Consider the following 20,009-nt stretch of genomic DNA (forward strand, 5'->3'; position numbering starts at 1 on the left):
GGTTCTATAAAAAGCTTTTCTTATTCCTGAAGGCGTAGTCAATAGCTTCAGTTTTTATTTCTCTTCCTGATTTCCGAGAATTAGAAAGCAACCATTCATCCAGTTTCTCTTTGGAGAAGTAGATCATTTTCCCTCTTGGTTTGGAAAAGGGAATTTCACCTTTGGCTGTTAGCTTATAGAGGTAACTTCGGGAGATGCCGGAATATTCACTTGCTTCCTCTAAAGACATTACTGTCTTACCTGCTCTTAACAACTTTTCGATACGATCCAGTTGTTCCATAATTTTTAGTTCCATCATGTTGTAAGTTTAAATTTGAAAATGCGGTTGTTTGCGAATTCTGAATCGAAGCTAAGGAGAGAAGAAAAAGGAAAGGTGTACAATGCATTCGAGGTATGTAAATTCCTTATTTATGTATGACTTTTTATGAAGGAGAGGAGGTAACCGTATGATTATATGCTTCGGCGTATAATTCTGGTATCTATGATGATATTATATGTAAGTGCATATAATTTTGTGGTTCAGATTTGGAGCTCTCTGAATTTTCGATAAAATTATTATTGGTTTTAAATTCGCAATTCGCGAATCGCGAATTGCGAATTATTTTTATCTTTGTCTGAAATTAGATCATTATGAAGAAGCATAGTGGAATGAGGCCTCATGACGTCGTGGTGTTGCTGAAAATTGCAACAAAACAGGGAACCGATTGGTTTATGAAAGATCTTGCTTATGAGCTGGGAATAAGCGCCAGTGAGATCAGTGAAAGCATCAACCGATCCATAATAGCAGGATTAATATTTGAAGATAAGAAGCGGTTGATGAAATCTGCTTTACTTGATTTTCTTAGGTATGGTTTGCCTCATGTTTATCCTCAAAAACCTGGTTCCCTGGTGCGGGGATTACCCACCGCACACTCTGCAGCACCATTAAATAAGCTTATTCAGGGAGAAGAACCATATGTTTGGCCGTATTCTGAAGGTTCAGTCAGAGGTCAGGCCATAGAACCTCTTCATGTGAACGTTCCGAAGGCTTGTCTAAAAGACCAGGTTTTCTATGAGTACATGGTGCTCTGTGACGCTATACGTGTAGGTAAAGTAAGAGAAAAAAACATTGCACTTGAAGAACTCGAAAAAAGATTAAGTTGAAAAATACCATTATAAATAGAAAAGCTACTAAACGTGTAGCTCTTGCTTTGGGCGACCTAAATGAAAAGGTAGTGTTTGTAGGGGGAGCTATGATAAGCTTATATATTGATGACCCGGCAGCCGAAGATGTCCGGCCCACGAAAGATATTGATCTTACTTTCAGGATAGTTAGTATCGGTGAACTTGAAGAATTACGAGAATCCTTATCGAGTCGTGGTTTTTCCCAATCATCTGAAGATGATGTTATTTGTAGATTTCGATTAGGCGATATTAAGGTAGATGTAATGTCCACCAAAGAGGTAGGTTGGGCCCCGGCTAATCCCTGGTTTGAACCCGGTTTTGAAAAGGCTATTCCTGTCAAGATCGAAGAACAAACAATCAGAATACTTCCTTTTACTTATTTTTTGGCTACAAAATTTTCTGCATTTTCAGCTAGAGGAGGCCGGGACGCCAGAATGAGTCATGACTTTGAAGATATTGTATACTTATTAAACTATACTTCTAATTTTAGAGAACATATAAAAAAATCTCCTGATGAGAATGTAAAACAATATCTTATTGAATCCTTCAGTCAGATATTACAAAGTGATCGGCTACAGGAAGCAGTCATAGGTAATCTTTATTTTGAAGATCAGGGAGCAAGATTTGAAAGAATTGTGAAAGAGCTTAAAGCTGTTGTTGGATAGCTCTTCCATGACTAGCAGCCCCTTTTTTATAGAATATCTTAGACTTATTGTTTCCTTAAAATCACTTCAGTTTACTGAAAATTTTCATCAGCGTATCTTGGTGTTTTGAAACCGGTGTACGCGTAGGAGCATTCTTAATTGTGTTATACTTGAAGGCTTTTCCGTCCCGTCTGACGACTAATTTTGAGCGGTCAAAAAAATCTATTAGGGTAAGAGAGTTACTTGGAAAAGTCTGAGCCAGTTGTTCAAAAAATTCCCGACAACTGGGTCCGTCCATTTTAAAATGAAGTTTAGAATTGTGTTCCTTCCAGTCCTTTAGCACAACATTTCTGAAATCCTCTAAGGCAGTCAAATCCTGGTTTAATAGATCATATCTTACCAGTTCATTGTAAAGTTGAATCAGCTGAAGATCAGATATAGAAATATTAAAATTTTCAGAAGATTTAGCAGGAGACCTTGTAACCTTTGGCACAAAAGTATTTTGAAATTTCTCAGTCCAGGTATATTGACAAAAAAGGAATCCAAGAATAAATGTAAGCCATATTATTACCTGAATTAGAATTCCTTTATTTTCTAGTGATGAATTGGAGTAGACCATAAGATGCATAAAGCCAAGTCCCGTCAGGTGCAGAAATATTCTGGGTTTTTCTACCTGCTTTTGCCAGTCAAAGGGTTCAACTAGAAAATAGTGAAAGATTGGTGTGGATATGTGAATCACAAATCGCCCATATACATAAATAAAGGCTATACTAGCGAGGTATATAAACAGGTCAAATCTCATGATTTATTCCAAGCTCCGGGATCAAATAGGCAGCTTCCTTCTTTTTCTTATCTACTATTTTGGCATAAACCTGTGTAGTTCTAATTTCTCTGTGTCCTAAAACTTTAGACACTGTATATATATCAGCACCATTTTCTAATAAGAGAACCGCGTGGGTATGTCTGGCACTGTGAAAAGTTATGTGCTTCGTGATACCCGCCCTCATACACCATCTTAGGATTTCGGCATTAAAGTGAGCTCCATATTTAAGTCCTTGAAATACACGGTCCTTTTCCTGCTTTCTTTTTCCCATTAAGTTCCGTGCCTGAGGAGAAATAAATTGATACTCTTGTCCTGCAGTTTTCTTTTGCTTAAATACCAGTTGTGTCTCATCACCAACTTCTCGAACTTCGGACCAGGTAAGTTTGTTGATGTCGCTCCATCTCAGTCCTGTAAGGCAACTAAATAAAAACGCAGATTTGAGTATAGGATGTTTACATTCAGCTTTTGCCATTGCCTGGAGTTCCTCGTGGGTTAAGTATTCTCTTGAAGTCTCTCCCTGGGCAAAACCTTTAACCGTAGTTGCATAATTTTTACTAGTATATCCTTCTTCAAAGGCCTTTCTCAGGCATGCCTTAAATTTATTATAGTAGGTGAATCTGGTGTTTTGGGATAAGGGAGTGCTTGATTTGGTCCTGGCATTAACTGCAAGATACTTTTTGAACCCTAGCACAAATTCTTCATCTATATCTTCAAAAGTGATTTTTCTTTTTTTGCAGTAGTTTTCTATATGCTTCTGAGCGGCATCCCAGTTATCATAGTTTCCTTTAGTCTCATATCGTTCTTCCTTCAATTTATCATAGTAGGTAAGAAATTGCAGTTTATTTTTGGACCTGTCTTTAATACCATATTTACCTTGAGCATATTCAGCGCGACGGATGGCCAGTATTTGTTCTGCTTTAGTCTGCACTTCCTCATTAGCTTTTCTCTCATGAGGTGTCTGAGGATCCATTATGAGGTATTCTTTCAGGTATTCAAATTGACGTGCATGTTCTGTTTTTCCCTGGTCGTTTTGACTTGAACCCTTGTAATATTCGATGTACAGACTGTACTTTCCGGTTGTAAGCTTCTTTTTTCTCAGTGTAATTTTCATGGCTTTATCTTTTTTTACAGAAACAAGAAATTATGGTATAAAAAGAGAAAGGAAAGATAAGTAAACTTACTGAAAATCAGAATAGTTAAAATATTGTCATTTGTTTTTAAATGACAGTCAATTATAGCTTATTAAGAAATTTGATTCCTAAATAATTCTGGGAGGAATCTCATGCAACTATTTTTTGTTTCAGAGAGAGGCAGGATGAAAGGTATATGAACCACCCACCTTTTGAATAGAATTTTTGCTGTTTTATCTTCACTGTACTGTCTGGTTCAACCATTTTTTATAATTTCAGAATCTCAAATTTAGTAATGACAAAATAGAAATAAATGTAACACTGCAATTATTTGTAGGTTGTAGTGAATTAAGAAAACCGAATCAATGAAAAAAATATCTTTTCTTTTCCTATCAGTCCTTATCCTTTCCTGTAGCAGCTCGACTATATTAAAACAAAAAAAAATAATTGAAGTTCAAAAATCGGATGGTTTACAATCATTTCAGTCTAAGCATCTGGATGAAAATCTTCCTTACAAAGTAATATTACCAGAAAATTTGAAATCAATAAAAGACAGTTTAAGCCTTTTAGTTCTTTTAGATGGTGATGATTATTCTGGAATTGCTCAAAATGTAACTTCCCTTTATGAATTTGGTGAAAAAATTTCTCCGACCGTTATTCTTTCCCTTCCTAGTACAAAGAAAAGTAGATGGGCCTATTATACACCTACAAAGGATACAACGAATGTAGAAGAAGGCTTTGAAGATTTGTATTCGAGGACTGGAAAATTTCCTCAATTTGCCGATTTCTTAGGTAACGAATTAATTCCTTCGATTGAAAAGGAGTTAGGAATTAAATTTGAGCAGAAGACAATTTTTGGTCATTCACTTGGTGGTTTAGGAGTTTTGTCCTTTGCTGTCTTACGACCTGAGTTGTTCCAAAACTATATTTCAGCTAGTCCAAGCACAATGTATGACCAACATTTTATTTTCAAAACTATTGAGGAAAAAGGAATTTTACAATTTGATTCTATGTTCCTAACAGCTGCGTTAAATGATGGGAATGGATATCGTGAAAATGTGGAATGGTTAAAGGAGTACTTGGATAACCATAAATTGGACAACAACCAAGCTGTTAGAAGTAAAATCTATAAAAATGAAACTCACGCAACTTCAGGTTTAAAATCGCTAATCGACGGACTAGAATTCATTGGAAAATAAAACGCGCTACAACAATATAGAAACAATGCTCAAAACTTTTTCAAGTCGAAACTCCCTGCTCGCTTGCAAAAATTGATAGTCCTGGGGACAGTCAAGCTCGCCAGTTCGCACTGTTTTTATTCCGGACGTTATGCACAAGGCAAAAAAAAATATAATAAATGAATGATGGAATTTTTTATTGGGATGTAGATCCTGTAATATTTTGGATAACTGATTCGTTTCCCTTAAAATATTACGGATTGTTTTTTGTAACGGGTTTAATGCTGGCCTATTACATTGTAAAGCGGATATATAAAAAGGAGAATATTCCAGTTGAAAATTTAGATAAACTTTTAATTTATATCGTAATAGGTACAGTTGTAGGTGCTCGTTTGGGGCACGTTTTATTTTATGATCCTTCATATTATTTCTCCCACCCCTTGGAAATATTTCTACCTATTACGGAGGTTAACGGATCTTATAAATTTATAGGTTTTCAGGGGTTAGCAAGTCATGGTGGTGCAATAGGAGTATTGATTTCAATTATTTGGTATTCCAAAAAATATAAAACGAAATTATTCTGGATATTAGATCGAGTTGCCATTGGTACTCCTATAACAGGAGCATTTATTCGGCTTGGCAATTTTATGAATTCAGAAATTTATGGAAAACCGACAAATGGAAATTGGGGAGTTGTGTTTCAAAGGGATGATTTAATTCCCAGGCATCCGACCCAGCTTTACGAAGCAATTTCCTATATTCTTATTTTTATATTTTTAACTACAACCTACAACAGAGCTAAAAGCAAAGAATTTAGAGGAACGCTGTTTGGAATTTTTTTAATCCTTTTATTTTTAGCCAGATTTATTATTGAATTTTTTAAGGAGAATCAGGTAAACTTTGAGGATGAGCTGACTCTGAATATGGGGCAAATTTTAAGCATTCCATTTATTTTGGCCGGAATTATAATTCTAATATTACAGAGAAAGCCCAGTCATAACAGTATATAAAAACAATGCTTAAGCCTGTGTCCAATGGAAACTTTGTGCTCCCTTTCTTAGCGGATTGTCCTTTGGACAATCAAGCTCGCCAGCTCGCACAGTTTTTATACGGGACGTTGTGCAAAATATGTAAAATATGAAAAAAATAATTTTCCTTTCCATTTTAACCTTTTCTATGTTAGACACTTTCGGACAAAACTTACCTTGTTCTGATTTTAGAGATGGGACTTTTTATTCTCCACCGAGTGAAAGAATGCCTATAGGTTGGGATGTAATTCGTGAAGGTAACTCACAAATTGAAACAGTAACAGATGATCCCCAAAAATTGTTAGGAGAAGATTTTGTAAAAACTCAATATCAGATTATTGAATGGATTGATGAATGTTCTTACCGACTGACTTACGATGATAAGAAAATGAATTTAACCGATTATCAAAAATTTTTAAATGATAATGGTGGGACGGTTAATGAAATTACATAAATTGAAGATGGGTGTTTCTTTTATAAGTCAACGTTGTCTATCGGTGACGAGATCCAAACAATGGAAGGTAAAATGTGCACGAAAAAGTAAAACTTTGCACAACAGCAGTAACCGTTGCGCAAGCCGTTAATTTCGAAAATTCCTGATACCAATAAGCCGCTTTAAGCGGTTTTTCTTTTATAGATTCGGTTGGCTGTGAGCAAAATTCAGGTTCCTTAAAATTGAACTGTGAGATTCCTGTAGTAGGTTTTTGGTGAAAACAGCAAGGCAAGCTGTCCTGCCCCGGATTTCATTCTTTTATGGGTGAATTTCAGGTATTTCTTTAGGTTATAAGCGATGGCGGCCAGGTGCATGCACTTATTGGCCTGTTTGATTCCAATGGTATTCACCTTCCGAAGCCCCAGGAACTCCTTTAGCGTACCAAAAACAGGTTCTACAGTGCTTTGGCGTTTGCCTTTCATGTAGCGGCCACGCCTGCTCTTTACCCGTTTAATATTCCTTTCGTACTCCTCTCTATAAGCGGTAATGTTGATCCTTTTTTCATGGCTCTTACCAATACAGGCCTGCTTTATGGGACAGCCTTTACAATCGGCACGTGTGGTAAAATAATTGTCTTTTAGATTGCCATTTTCCATCTTCTGCTTTCGGAAGGTCACTTTCTTACCTTGTGGGCACAGCCAGTAATTCCCTTCTTTGATATATTCAAATCTTTCAGGTCCGCCTTTATAGGTTCCGTGCGGAGGGATATAAGTGGTAAGGCCTTTTTTCTCGAAGTATGCATAATTCTCTCCACTGCTGTAACCGGCATCTGCCAGTACATTTTCCCATATCAAACCTTCACGACGCAGGCGCCTGTTGAGCCTTGTGGCAGTATCCTGCAGGTATTTAGTATCTTTTTTATCTGCGTGATAAGCCCGAACATCAGTAATGACGTGTGCTTCAATATCTACTGCCAGGTTGCACAGGTAGTTCAGTTTTCTGGCCTTCCCGGGTTTTACACTAATCCGGGCATCGGGATCGGTGGGGCTGTAATGTGTTTTGTTGCTGGTATACCTGCTGCCTTTGTTTTTGGCACCGGGGCGCATGTCCTGGTCCTGACTCCATTTTTTGTTCCGGCTCTTTATTTCCTGGAGTTCTTTCTTACTTGCTGTGATCTTCTGCTGTTCTTCAGAAGCTTTATTCTCTTTAGCCTTTCGGTCTCTGCTGCTTTGTACCCGCACTTTAGAAAGATGCTCCTCGAGGTCTTCTGCCGGGACTTTGATCTCCAGGCTGTCCATAGAAGCATTGGCCTTTACAGGGGCCGAATCAATTGCCTGTGTATGGCCGCTTACCAGTCCTGCATCAATACAAAGCTTTAAAACTTTGGTGAAGACTTCCTCGAAAATATCTTCAGGGAAAAGCTGGCGGGTACGGCTTATCGTACTGTGCCAGGGCAATTCTTCGTCTACATCATAGCCTAAAAAATAGAGGATATCCAACCGCATTGCGCAGTGGTTCATGACTCCACGATCCGTAGTGATGTTCTCCAGGTATCCCACCAGGCAGATCTTGAAAAAGACCACCGGATCGATGCTTTTCTGCCCGCTATCTCCATAAAACTTCTGGGTAAGGGAATAAAGAAACTCCAGGTTCAGGGCTTCTTTTAAACGTCTGTAAAAATTTTCTTTTGGGATTCTGTCACTGAGACGGAAGGAAGTAAAGAGTTTTTCCTGATAATTTTTCTTGCCTTGCATATAGTAAATTAGCACTTTTGACTAACTTGTGCAACAGGCACAGCATATAAAAACTATGCTAAACCCTGTTTCGAATCGAAATTCTTTGCTCGCTTGCCTTGCCGATTGTCCTGCGGACAATCAAGCTCGCCCGCTCGCACAGTTTTTATACGGGACGTTGGCATTAATTCATTCCGAAAAAAACGGTTTTTGTAATATGTAACAATACACTGGTTCTTACCACTTATATGTAAATTATATTTCCAATGACATATTTCCAATGGCTTCTACTTTTTCTGGTAGTCCAAGTAATTCATTTTTTAGGTACATATAAACTTTATCGTAAAGCTGGCAGACATGCTTGGGAAGCTATTATTCCTATCTATAATGCAGTAGTATTAATGAGAATTATTAATAGACCTTTATGGTGGGTAATTCTGCTTTTTATACCCATAGTAAATCTGATAATGTTTCCAGTAATTTGGGTTGAGACCGTTAGAAGTTTTGGTCGGCATTCTTATAAGGATACTTGGTTAGCAGTTCTCACTCTGGGATTTTATATTTTTTACTTAAATTATTTTTCAAAAGTTTCCCACGTTTCAGACAGAAGTTTACAACCAAGAACACAAATAGGGGAATGGGTCGGCTCAATACTATTTGCGATTGTCGCTGCTACCATTGTCCACACATATTTTATCCAACCTTTTACTATACCCACATCTTCTCTCGAGAAGACTCTGTTAGTAGGGGATTTTTTGTTTGTCAGTAAAATTAATTACGGTGCGAGGATTCCAATGACTACTGTTGCAGCTCCTATGGTTCATGATACGGTGCCTATTTTAGGAACAAAATCTTATCTCTTTAATGATGAGTTTGAGAAAAGAAAATCATCATTATTAAACAAACTACAACTTCCTTATTTACGACTTTTTGGATTTGAAAAAATTGAGAGAAATGATATAGTAGTATTTAATCAACCAGCGGATACCTTACTAGATATGAATGATTTCACTCCCGATCGAAATTATTACAAACCTATTGACAAAAAGACAAATCTGGTCAAGAGAGCCGTGGGTATTCCTGGTGATACACTTGAAATTAAAAAAGGTTATATATACATAAATGGAAAACGCTCCATCTTGCCAGATCGTGCAAAACCTCAGTACAATTTCTTTGTTAATACTGAGGGGCAACCTTTGAATCAGAAATTACTAGTAGATCGATATGGAGCACGTGAAGGTCTTAAATATCCTGATGGACGTTTTGCCCTGACTGGAGCAGGAGGTTATTTACTGACTTTGACTGATAGTGAAGCAGATTTGATCAAAAATAACCCCAATGTAAAAGAGGTCACCAAACTCATAAATGATCCTGGAAAAGGTGAAAATGTGTTCCCACATGTTCCCAAACTAAACTGGAATATGGACAACTATGGACCAATTTACATTCCGAAAAGAGGTTCAACTATACCTTTAACTAAACAATCAATTCCTTTTTATAAAAGAATTATTCAGGAGTATGAAAGGAATAATCTACAAGTTACGGAGAAGGGAATATTTATTAATGGGAAACAAGCCAATGAGTATACCTTTAAACAAGATTATTATTGGATGATGGGAGATAATCGTCAGAATTCTTTGGATGCCAGAAAATGGGGATATGTACCATTCGATCATGTTGTTGGTAAGCCAATATTTATCTGGTTAAGTCTAAACAAGGATGGTGAAGGATTAAACAAAGTCAGATGGGAAAGAATGTTCACAACGGTAGGAGGGAACGGTGAACCCAAATCATACCTATTATATTCTATTTTTTTTCTAATTGGAATTTTTGGAATTGGTAGATATCTCAAAAATAAACGAAATTAATGAGATCCGTATTTATAGGCTGGGAAGGATTATTAGTGACGGTAAAAGTATTAATGCCAACATATAAAAACAATGCCTAATTTGGTCTCAAATCGAAAGTCTTTCCGTTCTTGCTGTATCTGATTTTCCTGCAGAAAATCATCGCCGGCAATCGTCACACTGTTTTTATACGGGACGGCAGACTACTCCCGCCGAACAGGCATTTGTACATGGGCAAAAAAGAAGAGCCTCCACCCGAAGTTTTGGATGAGCATTAAAGACACATTAAATTACTGCTAACTTTGCAACAAACCTCCTATAGACAATATTCTTGATTGCAAGGAAATATCTTTTAAAATCCGCAATTATATTAGCAAACAAACTTCCGATAAGGATATGATTGATGATGTGTCGCAAGAAGTATTTTATAAAGTACACAACTCCATTTCAACACTCAATGACAGCGAAAAATTAGATGCATGTTTCACCTATGGAGTTTCGGAAATCCTTTAATTAGAATGATAATCCCCAATTTGGCTTCAAGAATCCCTGATTTGGCAACGTCGATGACGATTATTAGGAAGAATTTTGTTTCATCAAATTTATAAAACATAAATGATGCAAACAGAAAAAAAAAATCGCTCTGGTAACCGGAGCAAACAAAGGAATCGGATTTGAAATTGCCAAAGCACTTGCTGGCAGTGGATATCAGGTGTATATCGGTTCTCGTGATTTACAAAATGGGAAAGTCGCTGCTGAAAAAATCGGGGGTAAAACACAAGCTATTCAATTGGATATCACCGATGAAAATTCTATCAAAGAATCCGTCCGGCAAGTTCAGAATTCATCAGGGCATATAGATTTATTAGTCAATAATGCTGCTATTTCAAAAGTTAAAAATACAGGTTTAACTATGGAGGAGATGCTTGAAGCCGAAAAACCAAGTGTCGTATCTATTACAGATATGCGTATTGTTTGGAATACCAATGTATTCGGTACGTTAGCGGTGACGCAAGCCTATTTACCTATATTGCGCAAATCAGAAAGAGCCCGCATAGTAACAGTTTCAAGTGCTTTAGGGTCGCTTACCCTCAATTCCAATCCTGCAAATCCCTACCGCTCCAGTTTTGGTGCGGTTTATGGTGCCTCCAAAACAGCTCTCAATGGAGTGATGTTGTCTTTGGCTATAGAATTGGAAAGTGAGAACATTAAGGTAAATTTGGTGAGTCCGGGGTTTGCTGCTACCGCTCTCAATAATTTTCAAGGAACTGATACAGTGGAAGTAGGTTCTTTAGAACCCATACGTGTAGCTATGGCAGAAGATATCCCGAACGGAAGTTTTACGGGACCTAATAATATAGTTGGAACTGATACGAACGATATTCCTTGGTAGTGTAAAACCATAAAAATATAGGGAGTGCATATATTTTTATGGTTTTAAAGAATAAATTTTCAATGAAAAAAAAGAAAGTACTTTAAAGCGTTTCCGCTCCATATCAGAAATTCATCAGGCTTTTGGACTGCCTAAACCGCAACATCCGTTGATAAGTCTAACGTTTTTCAATGAGAATAATCCTTTCAATCCCGAGAATGCTCCAATTTATGATGTGTTGCATTTCTATAAAATAGCCTTCAATACTGAAAATGGTGGCAAACTAAAGTATGGTCAAGGCCATTATGATTTCAATGACGGAAGTATGCTTTTTATAGCTCCGAACCAATTAGTAGGAAGTTCGAAATCAGAATACAATAGCGAAAGACAAGGGTACATTTTGCTCATTCATCCAGATTTTTTGTTGGGCTATCCTTTGGCTAAGAAAATTAAAGAGTATGGTTATTTTTCTTATTCTGTAAATGAAGCCCTCTATTTATCCGATAGCGAAAAGGAAGTTATTCTTTCCGTTTATCATATTATTAAGCAAGAAATTGATAGCCGGGTAGGTGATTTTAGTCAGGATGTGATAATTGCTCAGATAGAGTTATTACTGACTTATGCCAACCGTTTTTACAAACGACAATTCGTAACACGGAAAGTAGTAAATAATGATGTCTTACAAAAGACAGAAATGATTTTGGATAAATATTTCAATAGACAGGAAACTGTGAAAAAGGGATTGCCAACGGTACAATTCTTATCGGAAGAATTGCATTTATCTCCGGGATATTTAAGTGATGTACTCCGTTCGCTCATCGGTGTAAATGCCCAGCAATATATTCACCTAAAGCTTATAGAAAAAGCAAAAGAAAAATTATCAACCACCAATTTATCCATTTCAGAAATCGCTTATGAATTAGGCTTTGAACATTCGCAATCGTTCAGCAAGTTGTTTAAGTCAAAAACTAATATTTCACCATTAGCATTTCGGCAATCCTTTAGCTGAAACGAAAATAGAATAACTTAGAAAATAGAATTACTTAACTGACTTAAGGCCCAGCACCCAACAATAAATAGGATGTGTGGAGAAAAGATAGTCCCGTATAAAACATCTTGTAACGCAAATCTTGTATGGCTTTGGTAATTGTTTACGACAATCAACTCTCTCTTTTTGATTATCTAGGGCTAGGAGATAATTTTGTCCAAAGATTTTTTATTAATCCTAGTTAGCCGCTTTGATAGATTCACACCTTTTATCGTTCCATCACTCAATAGTCTATAAATAGTTTTTGTAGAGCAGCCTACTATGATTGCTGCATCCTGGGCCGACAAATACTCCTTGTGTTTTAGAGCTTCCAGGTCCTTACTGATCTTGTTGTCTTTCCGACTTTTTACTTCTCCTCTTAGCTTCTTATTCTTCAATTTGATCTTATAATCTCTGCTATTACATGTGTGTGAACAATATCTTGTTTTTAATGTCTTAGCTATAAAATTTTTACCACAGAAATCACAGGTTGATTCTACCCTAATATTAGTGCCCATGATCTGGATTTTTAACTTACATAAACAAAGATAAGGAGATTTAAGGGTATATAAGGGTAAATAAGAAGAAATAAGGGTAAATAAGGGTAATTAAGGGGAAATAAGGGACATAATCTCGCCGAATTATTTTCTAAATATTGTGTTGTTAAATAGGAATTTATTTACAATAACCTATTTAATAACAAGGGTTTATGTGTATATTAGTCTCTGAGTAAAATTCTTTACTCAGAGATAAAAAAGTATGGATTAATTGGCGAAATTATTACAATGGATGCCATGAGGTGTAAATTTTTACACCTCGTTTATCATAATTGTGGACGAGGTGTAAACTAGGTGTAAATATATTCCTAACATGGGTGAAAATGGGAAAAGATAGAAGTGACGAAAATGTCCAGTATTACAGGGGTTTTAGTAGGTTTTATGGGGATTTGTAATCAAATAATACCAAATTAAATTTCCTGTTTATTTGCCAATACAAAAATTAGCAAAAATATTACCAAGCAGGTCATCATTGGTGATCTCTCCGGTGATCTCTCCAAAATAGTGCAGGGCTTCCCGAATATCGATCGCCAGCAGGTCGTCAGAAAGATTGTGGTTTAGCCCATCCTGAACCTTGTTAATTTCTTCCAGGGCTGAAAGCAGGGCATTGTAATGTCGACTGTTGGTTACAATGGTATTATTGTTACGCAGCTCGCCGGTGTTCACAAATTGCAGCAGCTTTTGTTGGAGTTCTTCCACGCCTGTTCCACTTTTAGCGGAAATTGGCAAATAGTGAGAGCCTTCTACAGAGCTCAGGGTGACATTAAGTTCTGCGATTTCAGATTCAGATGATTGATCTATTTTATTGGCAACAATGATTAAAGGCTTCTGCGGAAATTGATTCTTTATTTTTTCTATTTCTACCTTGAACCTTGAACCTTGAACCTTGAACTTTTCGGCGTCAAGCAGAAAAATAACCACCTGCGCCTGACTTATCTTTTCAAATGTTCTTTTGATCCCAATGCTTTCCACTACATCTTCGGTTTCACGAATTCCGGCAGTGTCAATAAACCTGAAGCCAATTCCCCCAATGGAAATCTCATCTTCAATGGTATCACGCGTGGTACCGGCAATTTCAGAAACTATCGCTCTTTCCTCGTTTAAAAGGGCATTTAGAAGTGTCGATTTCCCAACGTTTGGTTCGCCTACAATAGCTACGGGTATGCCATTTTTTAAAACATTTCCAACAGCAAAGGAATCGATAAGCTTTTTAAGCACATTTTGAATGCGGCTTACCAATTTTTTGAATTCATCGCGATTGGCAAATTCCACATCTTCTTCAGAGAAATCCAGTTCTAATTCTATTAAGGAAGCAAAATCAAGAAGTTCCTGTCGTAGTTTCTGAATTTTGTTTGAAAATCCTCCGCGCATTTGCTGCATCGCCATTTGATGGCTGGCAGCATTTTCCGAAGAAATAAGGTCGGCCACAGCTTCTGCCTGGCTTAGGTCCATTTTTCCGTTAAGGAAGGCACGTAAGGTAAATTCGCCGGCTTCGGCAGAACGACAGCCTCTTCTAATCAACAACTGAATGATCTCCTGCTGTATATAGGGGCTACCGTGACAGGAAACCTCGATTGTATTTTCTCCTGTATAAGATTTTGGCCCATGAAAAACTGAAACCAGTACCTCGTCGATAATTCTTTCTCCATCAATAATATTTCCAAGGTGTAGCGTGTGCGAAGGTTGATCTAAAAGGTCCTTTTTGCTTTTTGCTCTAAAAATGGGAGCTACCAGCTTCACTGCATCGGGCCCTGAAACTCTTATCACTGCTATAGCTCCGGCACCCGAAGGAGTGGCAAGTGCTACGATGTTGTCGTTCAATTTCATGATGCAAAAGTAGCGAAATGAAGTTAAAAGTTAGAAGTACTTAAATGTTGTAAATAAGGAATGTATCTGGTCGTTTAACCAGGCAATTCTGATTTTGACATTTATGAAGAGGAAAGCCCCACGGAATAAGAGAACTTACTTCCAAACCTATTTTTCCTATTATCTTAAATTTTAAGATAGCGAAAGAATGGAGGCTGCAAGTTAGAATAAAAAAACACTATCTTTTATAACATAGTACTATATTAAATCGTATATTTGAAGTGTAATCATCAATCAAATCAAAAATGGAATATTCAAACGCAACAATCATGAGAGAAGACAGACAGTTATTAATGCTTACGCACCTGAGTCAATTACTGGACCTGGTAACGGGGATTGGCGGATTTCTAGTTCCGCTGGTCATTTGGCTTACGCAAAAAGAAAAGGTTCTGGGGATGGACGCCCATGGAAAAATGATCCTGAATTTCCAGATCTCCCTTTTTATCTATTCTATTATTGCTATACCGCTCATCTTTCTGTTCGGACTTGGAATTCTCATTCTCATTGGTATCGGTATTATTGCAATAGTTTTTCCGATACTTAATGCAATAAAAGTCAACAATGGAGAAATTCCGTCTTATCCAATGAGCATAAATATATTAAAATAATATGCCTTGGGCGTTTAAAGAATAGTTTCCGCTTGAGGTAACACTAATAAAATTAGAAGCACAATTAAATAAAACGAACCTGCAAGGTGATTTTTCACTCTGTGGGTTTGTTTTTGAAGTATTGTCAAGCGTAGTGTATTCCCCACTCCGGCCAAAATGAATCTCCTTCCAAAAAAGAGAAAGGTATAAAGTAAAACACCCTCTAAAAAATGACATATTCAGAGGGTGTTTTTTTATCTAACAGCCACCGCAGGTGGCGATCTAAAATCTAAAATCTAACAGCGCAGCGGTCTAATTGTTCAACATTACCGGCATCACAAGCATTGTTACCTGCTCTCCATCATCCAACCCGTCTACAGGAGTAAGTATTCCTGCGCGGTTTGGAAGGCTCATTTCAAGCTGCACTTCATTAGCGTTCAGGTTAGAGAGCATTTCGGTAAGAAAACGGGAATTAAATCCAATTTGCATATCGTCTCCCTGGTAAGAACATGTAAGACGCTCCTCGGCCTTGTTGCTGTAATCTACATCTTCCGCAGAAATATTTAGTTCAGCCCCTGCAATCTTCAGGCGAACCTGGTGTGTTGTTTTATTAGAGAAAATAGAGACCCTTTTTACTGAGCTAAGGAATTGCCCGCGGTCAATGATCAGTTTATTCGGGTTTTCTTTTGGGATTACCGCTTCATAATTAGGATATTTTCCGTCAATTAGTCGGCAAACCAATGTGGTGTCTTCAAAAGTAAAACGTGCGTTTGACTCGTTGTATTCAATAATAACTTCAGAATCTGAACCCGAAAGAATTCCTTTTAACAGGTTCAGGGGTTTTTTCGGCATAATAAATTCTGCCGTTTGAGAAGCCGCAATATCATTTCGAGAATATTTTACCAGTTTATGAGCATCTGTAGCTACAAAAGTAAGGCTGTCCTGGGTGAACTGGAAAAATACTCCGCTCATTACAGGTCTCAGGTCATCATTTCCCGAAGCAAAAATGGTTTTGCTAATGGCCGTTGCTAAAATATCTCCCACAATAGCAGTACTGCTTGGCTCTTCAAGGCTCACAGCCTTTGGGAATTCTTCACCGCCGGCATAAGCTAGGGCATACTTCCCGTGGTTAGAACTTAGCTCAATGGTATTGTTATCTTCCACTACAAAAGTCAGCGGCTGTTCCGGAAAGGTCTTTAATGTTTCCAGTAACAGGCGGGCAGGCACTGCAATTTTTCCTTCAGAATCAGATTCTACAGAAAGTTTGGCAGACATTGTAGTCTCCAAATCTGATGCAGAAACGGTAAGTTCATCTTGATTTAATTCAAAAAGGAAGTTATCCAGAATAGGCAGAGTGTTGTTATTGTTAATCACACCCCCCAGTATTTGTAGCTGTTTTAGCAAATATGTGCTCGATACAATAAATTTCATTGGCTTCGTAATAAGTTAATCTTGATACAAATATATCCTAATCCTTCAAAAGGCATGAAAGCAGGAGTCATTTTTTATTAACAGTAAATCCTCTAAAATACCTTTCAAAAATGTCATTTTCAGCACCTTATGTTTTTTATATTCTGAAATTGTTAATAAACAAAGGCTTTCCTGAAGAAGTGCTTCTACTTTACGTATTTATTTCTCCTTATTACCCTAAACAATCCTGCAAACAGTGCCAGCAGGCCAATTGGGAGTGCAATATTCATCATTTGCCAGAAGGTTCTTTCCTCTTCCACTTTTTCGGGGTCAAGAAATGCTATTTTCACCTCTTTACTCCGAATGTTGATGAGTCCGCGGTCATCCAGGAGATAATTGACTGCATTAAGTAAAAATTCCCTGTTGCCATATGTTGTGCCTGTATAACGATCATAACCCAACTCAAGCGGCTCCCCTCGCTGTAACTGATTTTTAATGACATCACCATCGCTTATCACCAGCATTTTTGTCTCTTCACTTTTACTTCGGAAGTTATTAACCTCAAATGGCAAAATTCGGTTGTCATAAACTGAACTGAAATTTCCTTCAAAAAGAACGGCTAAAGGCAATTCACCTGAAGTAAATTCTGATGGGTCGGGCTTTGCCGTGATCTCTTCCAAACTTATTTCCCTTGGGAGTCCCACAACTGAAGATCGGGGAGAAGTAGCCAGGAGTACTGTTTTATCAATGTTATTTTTGAGGGTGTCGATGGGGCTGGCGTATTCAAACTTTACTGCCTCCAGGTTGTTAACCACAGGATGAGTGGAAGGAGAGGAAGAAAGCGGAAAATAAAACCAGGGATAAGGATTGAACTGGGCGTTGTTGCCCGAACCAGTAGCCAAAACTATAGGAGCCGAGTAAAGGTCTTTGACAAGTGCCGGGTTAATTCTTAAGCCGTACTTAAAGAAATAATCTCCTAAGTTCAGGTCGCGGGGTAGGGCAAAGGCAGTTGCTGCAGGCGTGAAAAGGCTGTCGGTTTCCATCGCAGCATGTTCTATAAGCCATAATTGTTTTCCGCCGTTCATGAGGTATTGGTCTAACACCAATTTTTCGGCTTCTGTGTAAGGTTCAGTGGGTTTAGCTTCTATCACCAAATCATACTCCTTAAGCTGCGCCAGGGTTCCCTGAGGATCTACAGTAACAGAATCTAAGGTAAACGGTGCTATGTAATAATATTCCTGAATTTTCCTGATAAAGTCGGCTATATACCTGTCTTCAAGCTCACCGTTACCTCGCATTACCGCCACTTTTTTACGCTTTGGCTCCAGTAGTTTTGAGAAAGCGTCGGCAAAAGCATATTCCAGTTGTTGTACCGATGCTGCCACACGATCTTCGGTGGTTGCTCCCAACTGGTTTTTTAGTAAAGGAATGGCAACCGATTTATTTCCGAAGTTGGCCATGGCCCAGGGAAATACTATGGCTTCACTTGTCCTGCCGTTCTCCACCACATTGATACGTGCCGGGGTCATCCCCATTTCATAGAATTGTGTGGCAATATCATTAGCATTGCCGCCTTCCTCAAGTGGATTGGTAAACCGGTATTTGATTTGAGGGTTTACAGCTGCAAATTCTTCGAGCAGCTGCCTGGTCTCTACCTGTAACCTCCTGAATTCGGGTGGAAATTCTCCTTCCAGAAAAACATCGATAATTACAGGCGCTTCGGCTTTGGAAATGATTTCTTCTGAAGCTTCAGATAAAGTATAGCGTTTATCAGCAGTGAGATCAAACCTTCCGAAGAAATTATACGAAAGCACGTTAATCCCGATGATTGCGAGCAACAACAAAATTACCTTCCAAAAATGCGATTTTTGAGACTTCATTTCAGGATTGTTTTTTCTTGTTAAGAATAAAGCTGGTGAGCGCCAGGAAAAGAAAGATGAAACTTAAAAAATAAATGACATCCCGGGTATCAATAATCCCCCGACTAATGCTCTCATAATGTGCATTGAGACCCAGTTCTTCCACTCCAAACGATCCACTGCCAAATATATTTAGGGTTGCCAGGGCTTCAAAAGCAAAGTAAGCGATGAAGCAAAGAAAAATGGCAAGTATAAAGGATACTATTTGATTTGGCGAAAGTATTGAAGCAAAAATTCCGAGGGCGGCATAGCAGGCGCCAAGAAAGATGAGCCCAAAATAGGAACCAAGAATGACGCCGCTGTCCAGGTCTCCGCCAGGACTCATTAAATACCAGATAGCCACAATGTACAGCAGCGTTGGTAAAATGGCAAGAAGTATTAAAACAAGAGCACCCAGGTATTTACCCAGTACCAGTTCTACAGTCGTTAAAGGTTTGGTAAGGAGCAATTCTAATGTTCCCTGTTTTATTTCTTCGGAAAAACTCTTCATGGTAATTGCCGGAATGAGAAATAAAAACACCCAGGGTGCAAGCGTAAAAAAAGGCTCCAGATTGGCAAACCCGCTGTCCAGGATATTATACTCACCTTTAAAGACCCAAAGAAAAAGTCCGTTCACCACGAGAAATAGCCCTATGACCAGATAGCCTGTGGGAGAGGCGAAAAATGCGTTTATTTCTTTCTTTAAAACTGCTAACACTTTTTAATGTATAATGTATATTGAATATTGTTTAATGTAAAAAATCCAAATTCCAATCCATTTTAAACCTTAAACCTTAAACCTTGAACCTTGAACCTTGAACCTTGAACCTTGAACCTTGAACCTTGAACCTTAAACTTTGAACCTTGAACCTTGAACCTTGAACCCGAAACCTACTGCCTACTTAAAATTGCGTACTGCCTACTGAACCTGAGGTCCACATTTTATCCACGCTCCATGCTTCAGGTTTAGCGGCAAACATTTTCCTGGTCTGGCTCCAAACTTCTTTAAAAAGGGAAGAACCGCGATAATTTTCCAGGGCCTCTTCATTTTGCCAGTAACTGTACGTAAAAAAGATATTTTTATTGTTCTTATCTCGATAGAGTTCTAAAAATTCACAGCCTTCAAAGCCTCTGATCTTTTCTTTATTCTGTTTAAATAGCTCCTGAAAATCTTCAGTTTCTGAAGTTTCAAAAGTCATTTTTACGATCCGGATTAACATATTATTTTCAACTTATATTTAAAAATTTACATCAAAGAAAAACAGTAAAAAAAGAGTAGATTAATTCTAATCAACTATTCACTATACCTAAT

19 protein-coding genes are annotated in these 20,009 nt (G+C 37.8%); 9 read left to right on the top strand and 10 right to left on the bottom strand.

Features of this window, described 5'->3' with window-relative positions:
- Positions 1 to 4: 4 nt before the first annotated feature.
- On the bottom strand, positions 5 to 298 hold the full coding sequence (locus V5739_RS14800; protein WP_423818803.1) for a helix-turn-helix domain-containing protein: 294 nt from the start codon (positions 296 to 298) through the stop codon (positions 5 to 7).
- A 332-nt stretch (positions 299 to 630) separates the two neighbouring features.
- Between V5739_RS14800 and V5739_RS14805 the strand changes: the two genes are divergently transcribed.
- Both V5739_RS14805 and V5739_RS14810 read left to right on the top strand, forming a co-directional pair.
- Positions 631 to 1,143, top strand: coding sequence for a hypothetical protein (locus V5739_RS14805; RefSeq protein WP_423818804.1), 513 nt, complete (start codon positions 631 to 633; stop codon positions 1,141 to 1,143).
- The gene (locus tag V5739_RS14810; RefSeq protein WP_423818805.1) at positions 1,140 to 1,829 is read left to right on the top strand and encodes a nucleotidyl transferase AbiEii/AbiGii toxin family protein; all 690 of its coding nucleotides are present in this window, start codon (positions 1,140 to 1,142) and stop codon (positions 1,827 to 1,829) included. The genes V5739_RS14805 and V5739_RS14810 overlap by 4 nt, the downstream gene beginning before the upstream one ends.
- A gap of 61 nt (positions 1,830 to 1,890) precedes the next feature.
- Here the strand turns inward: V5739_RS14810 and V5739_RS14815 are convergent, their stop codons facing one another.
- Positions 1,891 to 2,610 carry a hypothetical protein gene (locus V5739_RS14815; RefSeq protein ID WP_423818806.1) on the bottom strand — a complete coding sequence of 240 codons (720 nt, stop codon included), beginning with the start codon at positions 2,608 to 2,610 and terminating at the stop codon, positions 1,891 to 1,893.
- Positions 2,600 to 3,742: a site-specific integrase gene (locus V5739_RS14820; RefSeq protein WP_423818807.1), complete on the bottom strand. Its 1,143-nt coding sequence runs from the start codon at positions 3,740 to 3,742 to the stop codon at positions 2,600 to 2,602. Before V5739_RS14820 ends, V5739_RS14815 begins: the two co-directional genes overlap by 11 nt.
- A gap of 384 nt (positions 3,743 to 4,126) precedes the next feature.
- On the opposite strand from V5739_RS14820, the gene V5739_RS14825 reads away from it, so the two are divergent.
- The 3 genes from V5739_RS14825 (at position 4,127) to V5739_RS14835 (ending at position 6,421) form a co-directional block, all read left to right on the top strand.
- Complete coding sequence (locus tag V5739_RS14825; RefSeq protein WP_423818808.1) at positions 4,127 to 4,960, top strand: alpha/beta hydrolase; 834 nt, start codon at positions 4,127 to 4,129, stop codon at positions 4,958 to 4,960.
- A 158-nt stretch (positions 4,961 to 5,118) separates the two neighbouring features.
- Positions 5,119 to 5,949, top strand: coding sequence for a prolipoprotein diacylglyceryl transferase (lgt, locus tag V5739_RS14830; RefSeq protein WP_423818809.1), 831 nt, complete (start codon positions 5,119 to 5,121; stop codon positions 5,947 to 5,949).
- 127 nt (positions 5,950 to 6,076) lie between these two features.
- Positions 6,077 to 6,421 (top strand): hypothetical protein, encoded by a 345-nt coding sequence (locus V5739_RS14835; RefSeq protein ID WP_423818810.1) that lies wholly within the window; start codon positions 6,077 to 6,079, stop codon positions 6,419 to 6,421.
- 215 nt (positions 6,422 to 6,636) lie between these two features.
- Here the strand turns inward: V5739_RS14835 and V5739_RS14840 are convergent, their stop codons facing one another.
- Positions 6,637 to 8,154 carry an IS1182 family transposase gene (locus tag V5739_RS14840; protein WP_423818812.1) on the bottom strand — a complete coding sequence of 506 codons (1,518 nt, stop codon included), beginning with the start codon at positions 8,152 to 8,154 and terminating at the stop codon, positions 6,637 to 6,639.
- Between the two features lie 245 nt (positions 8,155 to 8,399).
- Here V5739_RS14840 and lepB point away from each other — a divergent pair, with 245 nt between their 5' ends.
- The 3 genes from lepB (at position 8,400) to V5739_RS14855 (ending at position 12,361) form a co-directional block, all read left to right on the top strand.
- The gene (gene lepB / locus V5739_RS14845) at positions 8,400 to 10,001 is read left to right on the top strand and encodes a signal peptidase I (protein WP_423818813.1); all 1,602 of its coding nucleotides are present in this window, start codon (positions 8,400 to 8,402) and stop codon (positions 9,999 to 10,001) included.
- Positions 10,002 to 10,623: 622 nt separating this feature from the next.
- Positions 10,624 to 11,373, top strand: coding sequence for an SDR family NAD(P)-dependent oxidoreductase (locus V5739_RS14850; RefSeq protein WP_423820497.1), 750 nt, complete (start codon positions 10,624 to 10,626; stop codon positions 11,371 to 11,373).
- Positions 11,374 to 11,521: 148 nt separating this feature from the next.
- A complete protein-coding gene (locus V5739_RS14855) occupies positions 11,522 to 12,361 on the top strand; it encodes a helix-turn-helix domain-containing protein (protein WP_423818814.1) in 840 nt (279 codons plus the stop codon).
- Positions 12,362 to 12,540: 179 nt separating this feature from the next.
- Here V5739_RS14855 and V5739_RS14860 read toward each other — a convergent pair whose 3' ends face one another.
- On the bottom strand, positions 12,541 to 12,897 hold the full coding sequence (locus V5739_RS14860) for a helix-turn-helix transcriptional regulator (RefSeq protein ID WP_423818815.1): 357 nt from the start codon (positions 12,895 to 12,897) through the stop codon (positions 12,541 to 12,543).
- A 462-nt stretch (positions 12,898 to 13,359) separates the two neighbouring features.
- Complete coding sequence (gene mnmE / locus V5739_RS14865) at positions 13,360 to 14,763, bottom strand: tRNA uridine-5-carboxymethylaminomethyl(34) synthesis GTPase MnmE (protein WP_423818816.1); 1,404 nt, start codon at positions 14,761 to 14,763, stop codon at positions 13,360 to 13,362.
- 308 nt (positions 14,764 to 15,071) lie between these two features.
- Here mnmE and V5739_RS14870 point away from each other — a divergent pair, with 308 nt between their 5' ends.
- Positions 15,072 to 15,410, top strand: coding sequence for a DUF4870 domain-containing protein (locus V5739_RS14870; protein WP_266069090.1), 339 nt, complete (start codon positions 15,072 to 15,074; stop codon positions 15,408 to 15,410).
- A gap of 291 nt (positions 15,411 to 15,701) precedes the next feature.
- Here the strand turns inward: V5739_RS14870 and dnaN are convergent, their stop codons facing one another.
- The 4 genes from dnaN to V5739_RS14890 all read right to left on the bottom strand — a co-directional run bounded on the left by dnaN (position 15,702) and on the right by V5739_RS14890 (position 19,917).
- Positions 15,702 to 16,820, bottom strand: coding sequence for a DNA polymerase III subunit beta (gene dnaN / locus V5739_RS14875; RefSeq protein WP_423818817.1), 1,119 nt, complete (start codon positions 16,818 to 16,820; stop codon positions 15,702 to 15,704).
- Positions 16,821 to 17,005: 185 nt separating this feature from the next.
- Positions 17,006 to 18,679, bottom strand: a complete 1,674-nt coding sequence (gldG, locus tag V5739_RS14880; protein WP_423818818.1) for a gliding motility-associated ABC transporter substrate-binding protein GldG — start codon at positions 18,677 to 18,679, stop codon at positions 17,006 to 17,008.
- A gap of 1 nt (position 18,680) precedes the next feature.
- Positions 18,681 to 19,415 (bottom strand): gliding motility-associated ABC transporter permease subunit GldF, encoded by a 735-nt coding sequence (gene gldF, locus V5739_RS14885; RefSeq protein WP_423818819.1) that lies wholly within the window; start codon positions 19,413 to 19,415, stop codon positions 18,681 to 18,683.
- Positions 19,416 to 19,599: 184 nt separating this feature from the next.
- Positions 19,600 to 19,917, bottom strand: a complete 318-nt coding sequence (locus V5739_RS14890; protein WP_423818820.1) for a putative quinol monooxygenase — start codon at positions 19,915 to 19,917, stop codon at positions 19,600 to 19,602.
- Positions 19,918 to 20,009: the final 92 nt, after the last annotated feature.

The sequence above is a fragment of the Salinimicrobium sp. TIG7-5_MAKvit genome, from assembly GCF_049569215.1.
GTDB classification, from domain to species: domain Bacteria; phylum Bacteroidota; class Bacteroidia; order Flavobacteriales; family Flavobacteriaceae; genus Salinimicrobium; species Salinimicrobium profundisediminis.

Excerpts from the sequence above, each read along its gene's own strand:
- V5739_RS14815 (WP_423818806.1), bottom strand. The coding sequence starts at position 2,610 with ATGAGATTTGACCTGTTTATATACCTCGCTAGTATAGCCTTTATTTAT.
- V5739_RS14870 (WP_266069090.1), top strand. The coding sequence starts at position 15,072 with ATGAGAGAAGACAGACAGTTATTAATGCTTACGCACCTGAGTCAATTA.
- dnaN (WP_423818817.1), bottom strand. The coding sequence starts at position 16,820 with ATGAAATTTATTGTATCGAGCACATATTTGCTAAAACAGCTACAAATA.
- lepB (WP_423818813.1), top strand. The coding sequence starts at position 8,400 with ATGACATATTTCCAATGGCTTCTACTTTTTCTGGTAGTCCAAGTAATT.
- V5739_RS14890 (WP_423818820.1), bottom strand. The coding sequence starts at position 19,917 with ATGTTAATCCGGATCGTAAAAATGACTTTTGAAACTTCAGAAACTGAA.
- gldG (WP_423818818.1), bottom strand. The coding sequence starts at position 18,679 with ATGAAGTCTCAAAAATCGCATTTTTGGAAGGTAATTTTGTTGTTGCTC.
- V5739_RS14805 (WP_423818804.1), top strand. The coding sequence starts at position 631 with ATGAAGAAGCATAGTGGAATGAGGCCTCATGACGTCGTGGTGTTGCTG.
- lgt (WP_423818809.1), top strand. The coding sequence starts at position 5,119 with ATGAATGATGGAATTTTTTATTGGGATGTAGATCCTGTAATATTTTGG.
- V5739_RS14840 (WP_423818812.1), bottom strand. The coding sequence starts at position 8,154 with ATGCAAGGCAAGAAAAATTATCAGGAAAAACTCTTTACTTCCTTCCGT.
- V5739_RS14800 (WP_423818803.1), bottom strand. The coding sequence starts at position 298 with ATGATGGAACTAAAAATTATGGAACAACTGGATCGTATCGAAAAGTTG.
- V5739_RS14835 (WP_423818810.1), top strand. The coding sequence starts at position 6,077 with ATGAAAAAAATAATTTTCCTTTCCATTTTAACCTTTTCTATGTTAGAC.
- mnmE (WP_423818816.1), bottom strand. The coding sequence starts at position 14,763 with ATGAAATTGAACGACAACATCGTAGCACTTGCCACTCCTTCGGGTGCC.
- V5739_RS14825 (WP_423818808.1), top strand. The coding sequence starts at position 4,127 with ATGAAAAAAATATCTTTTCTTTTCCTATCAGTCCTTATCCTTTCCTGT.
- V5739_RS14860 (WP_423818815.1), bottom strand. The coding sequence starts at position 12,897 with ATGGGCACTAATATTAGGGTAGAATCAACCTGTGATTTCTGTGGTAAA.
- V5739_RS14820 (WP_423818807.1), bottom strand. The coding sequence starts at position 3,742 with ATGAAAATTACACTGAGAAAAAAGAAGCTTACAACCGGAAAGTACAGT.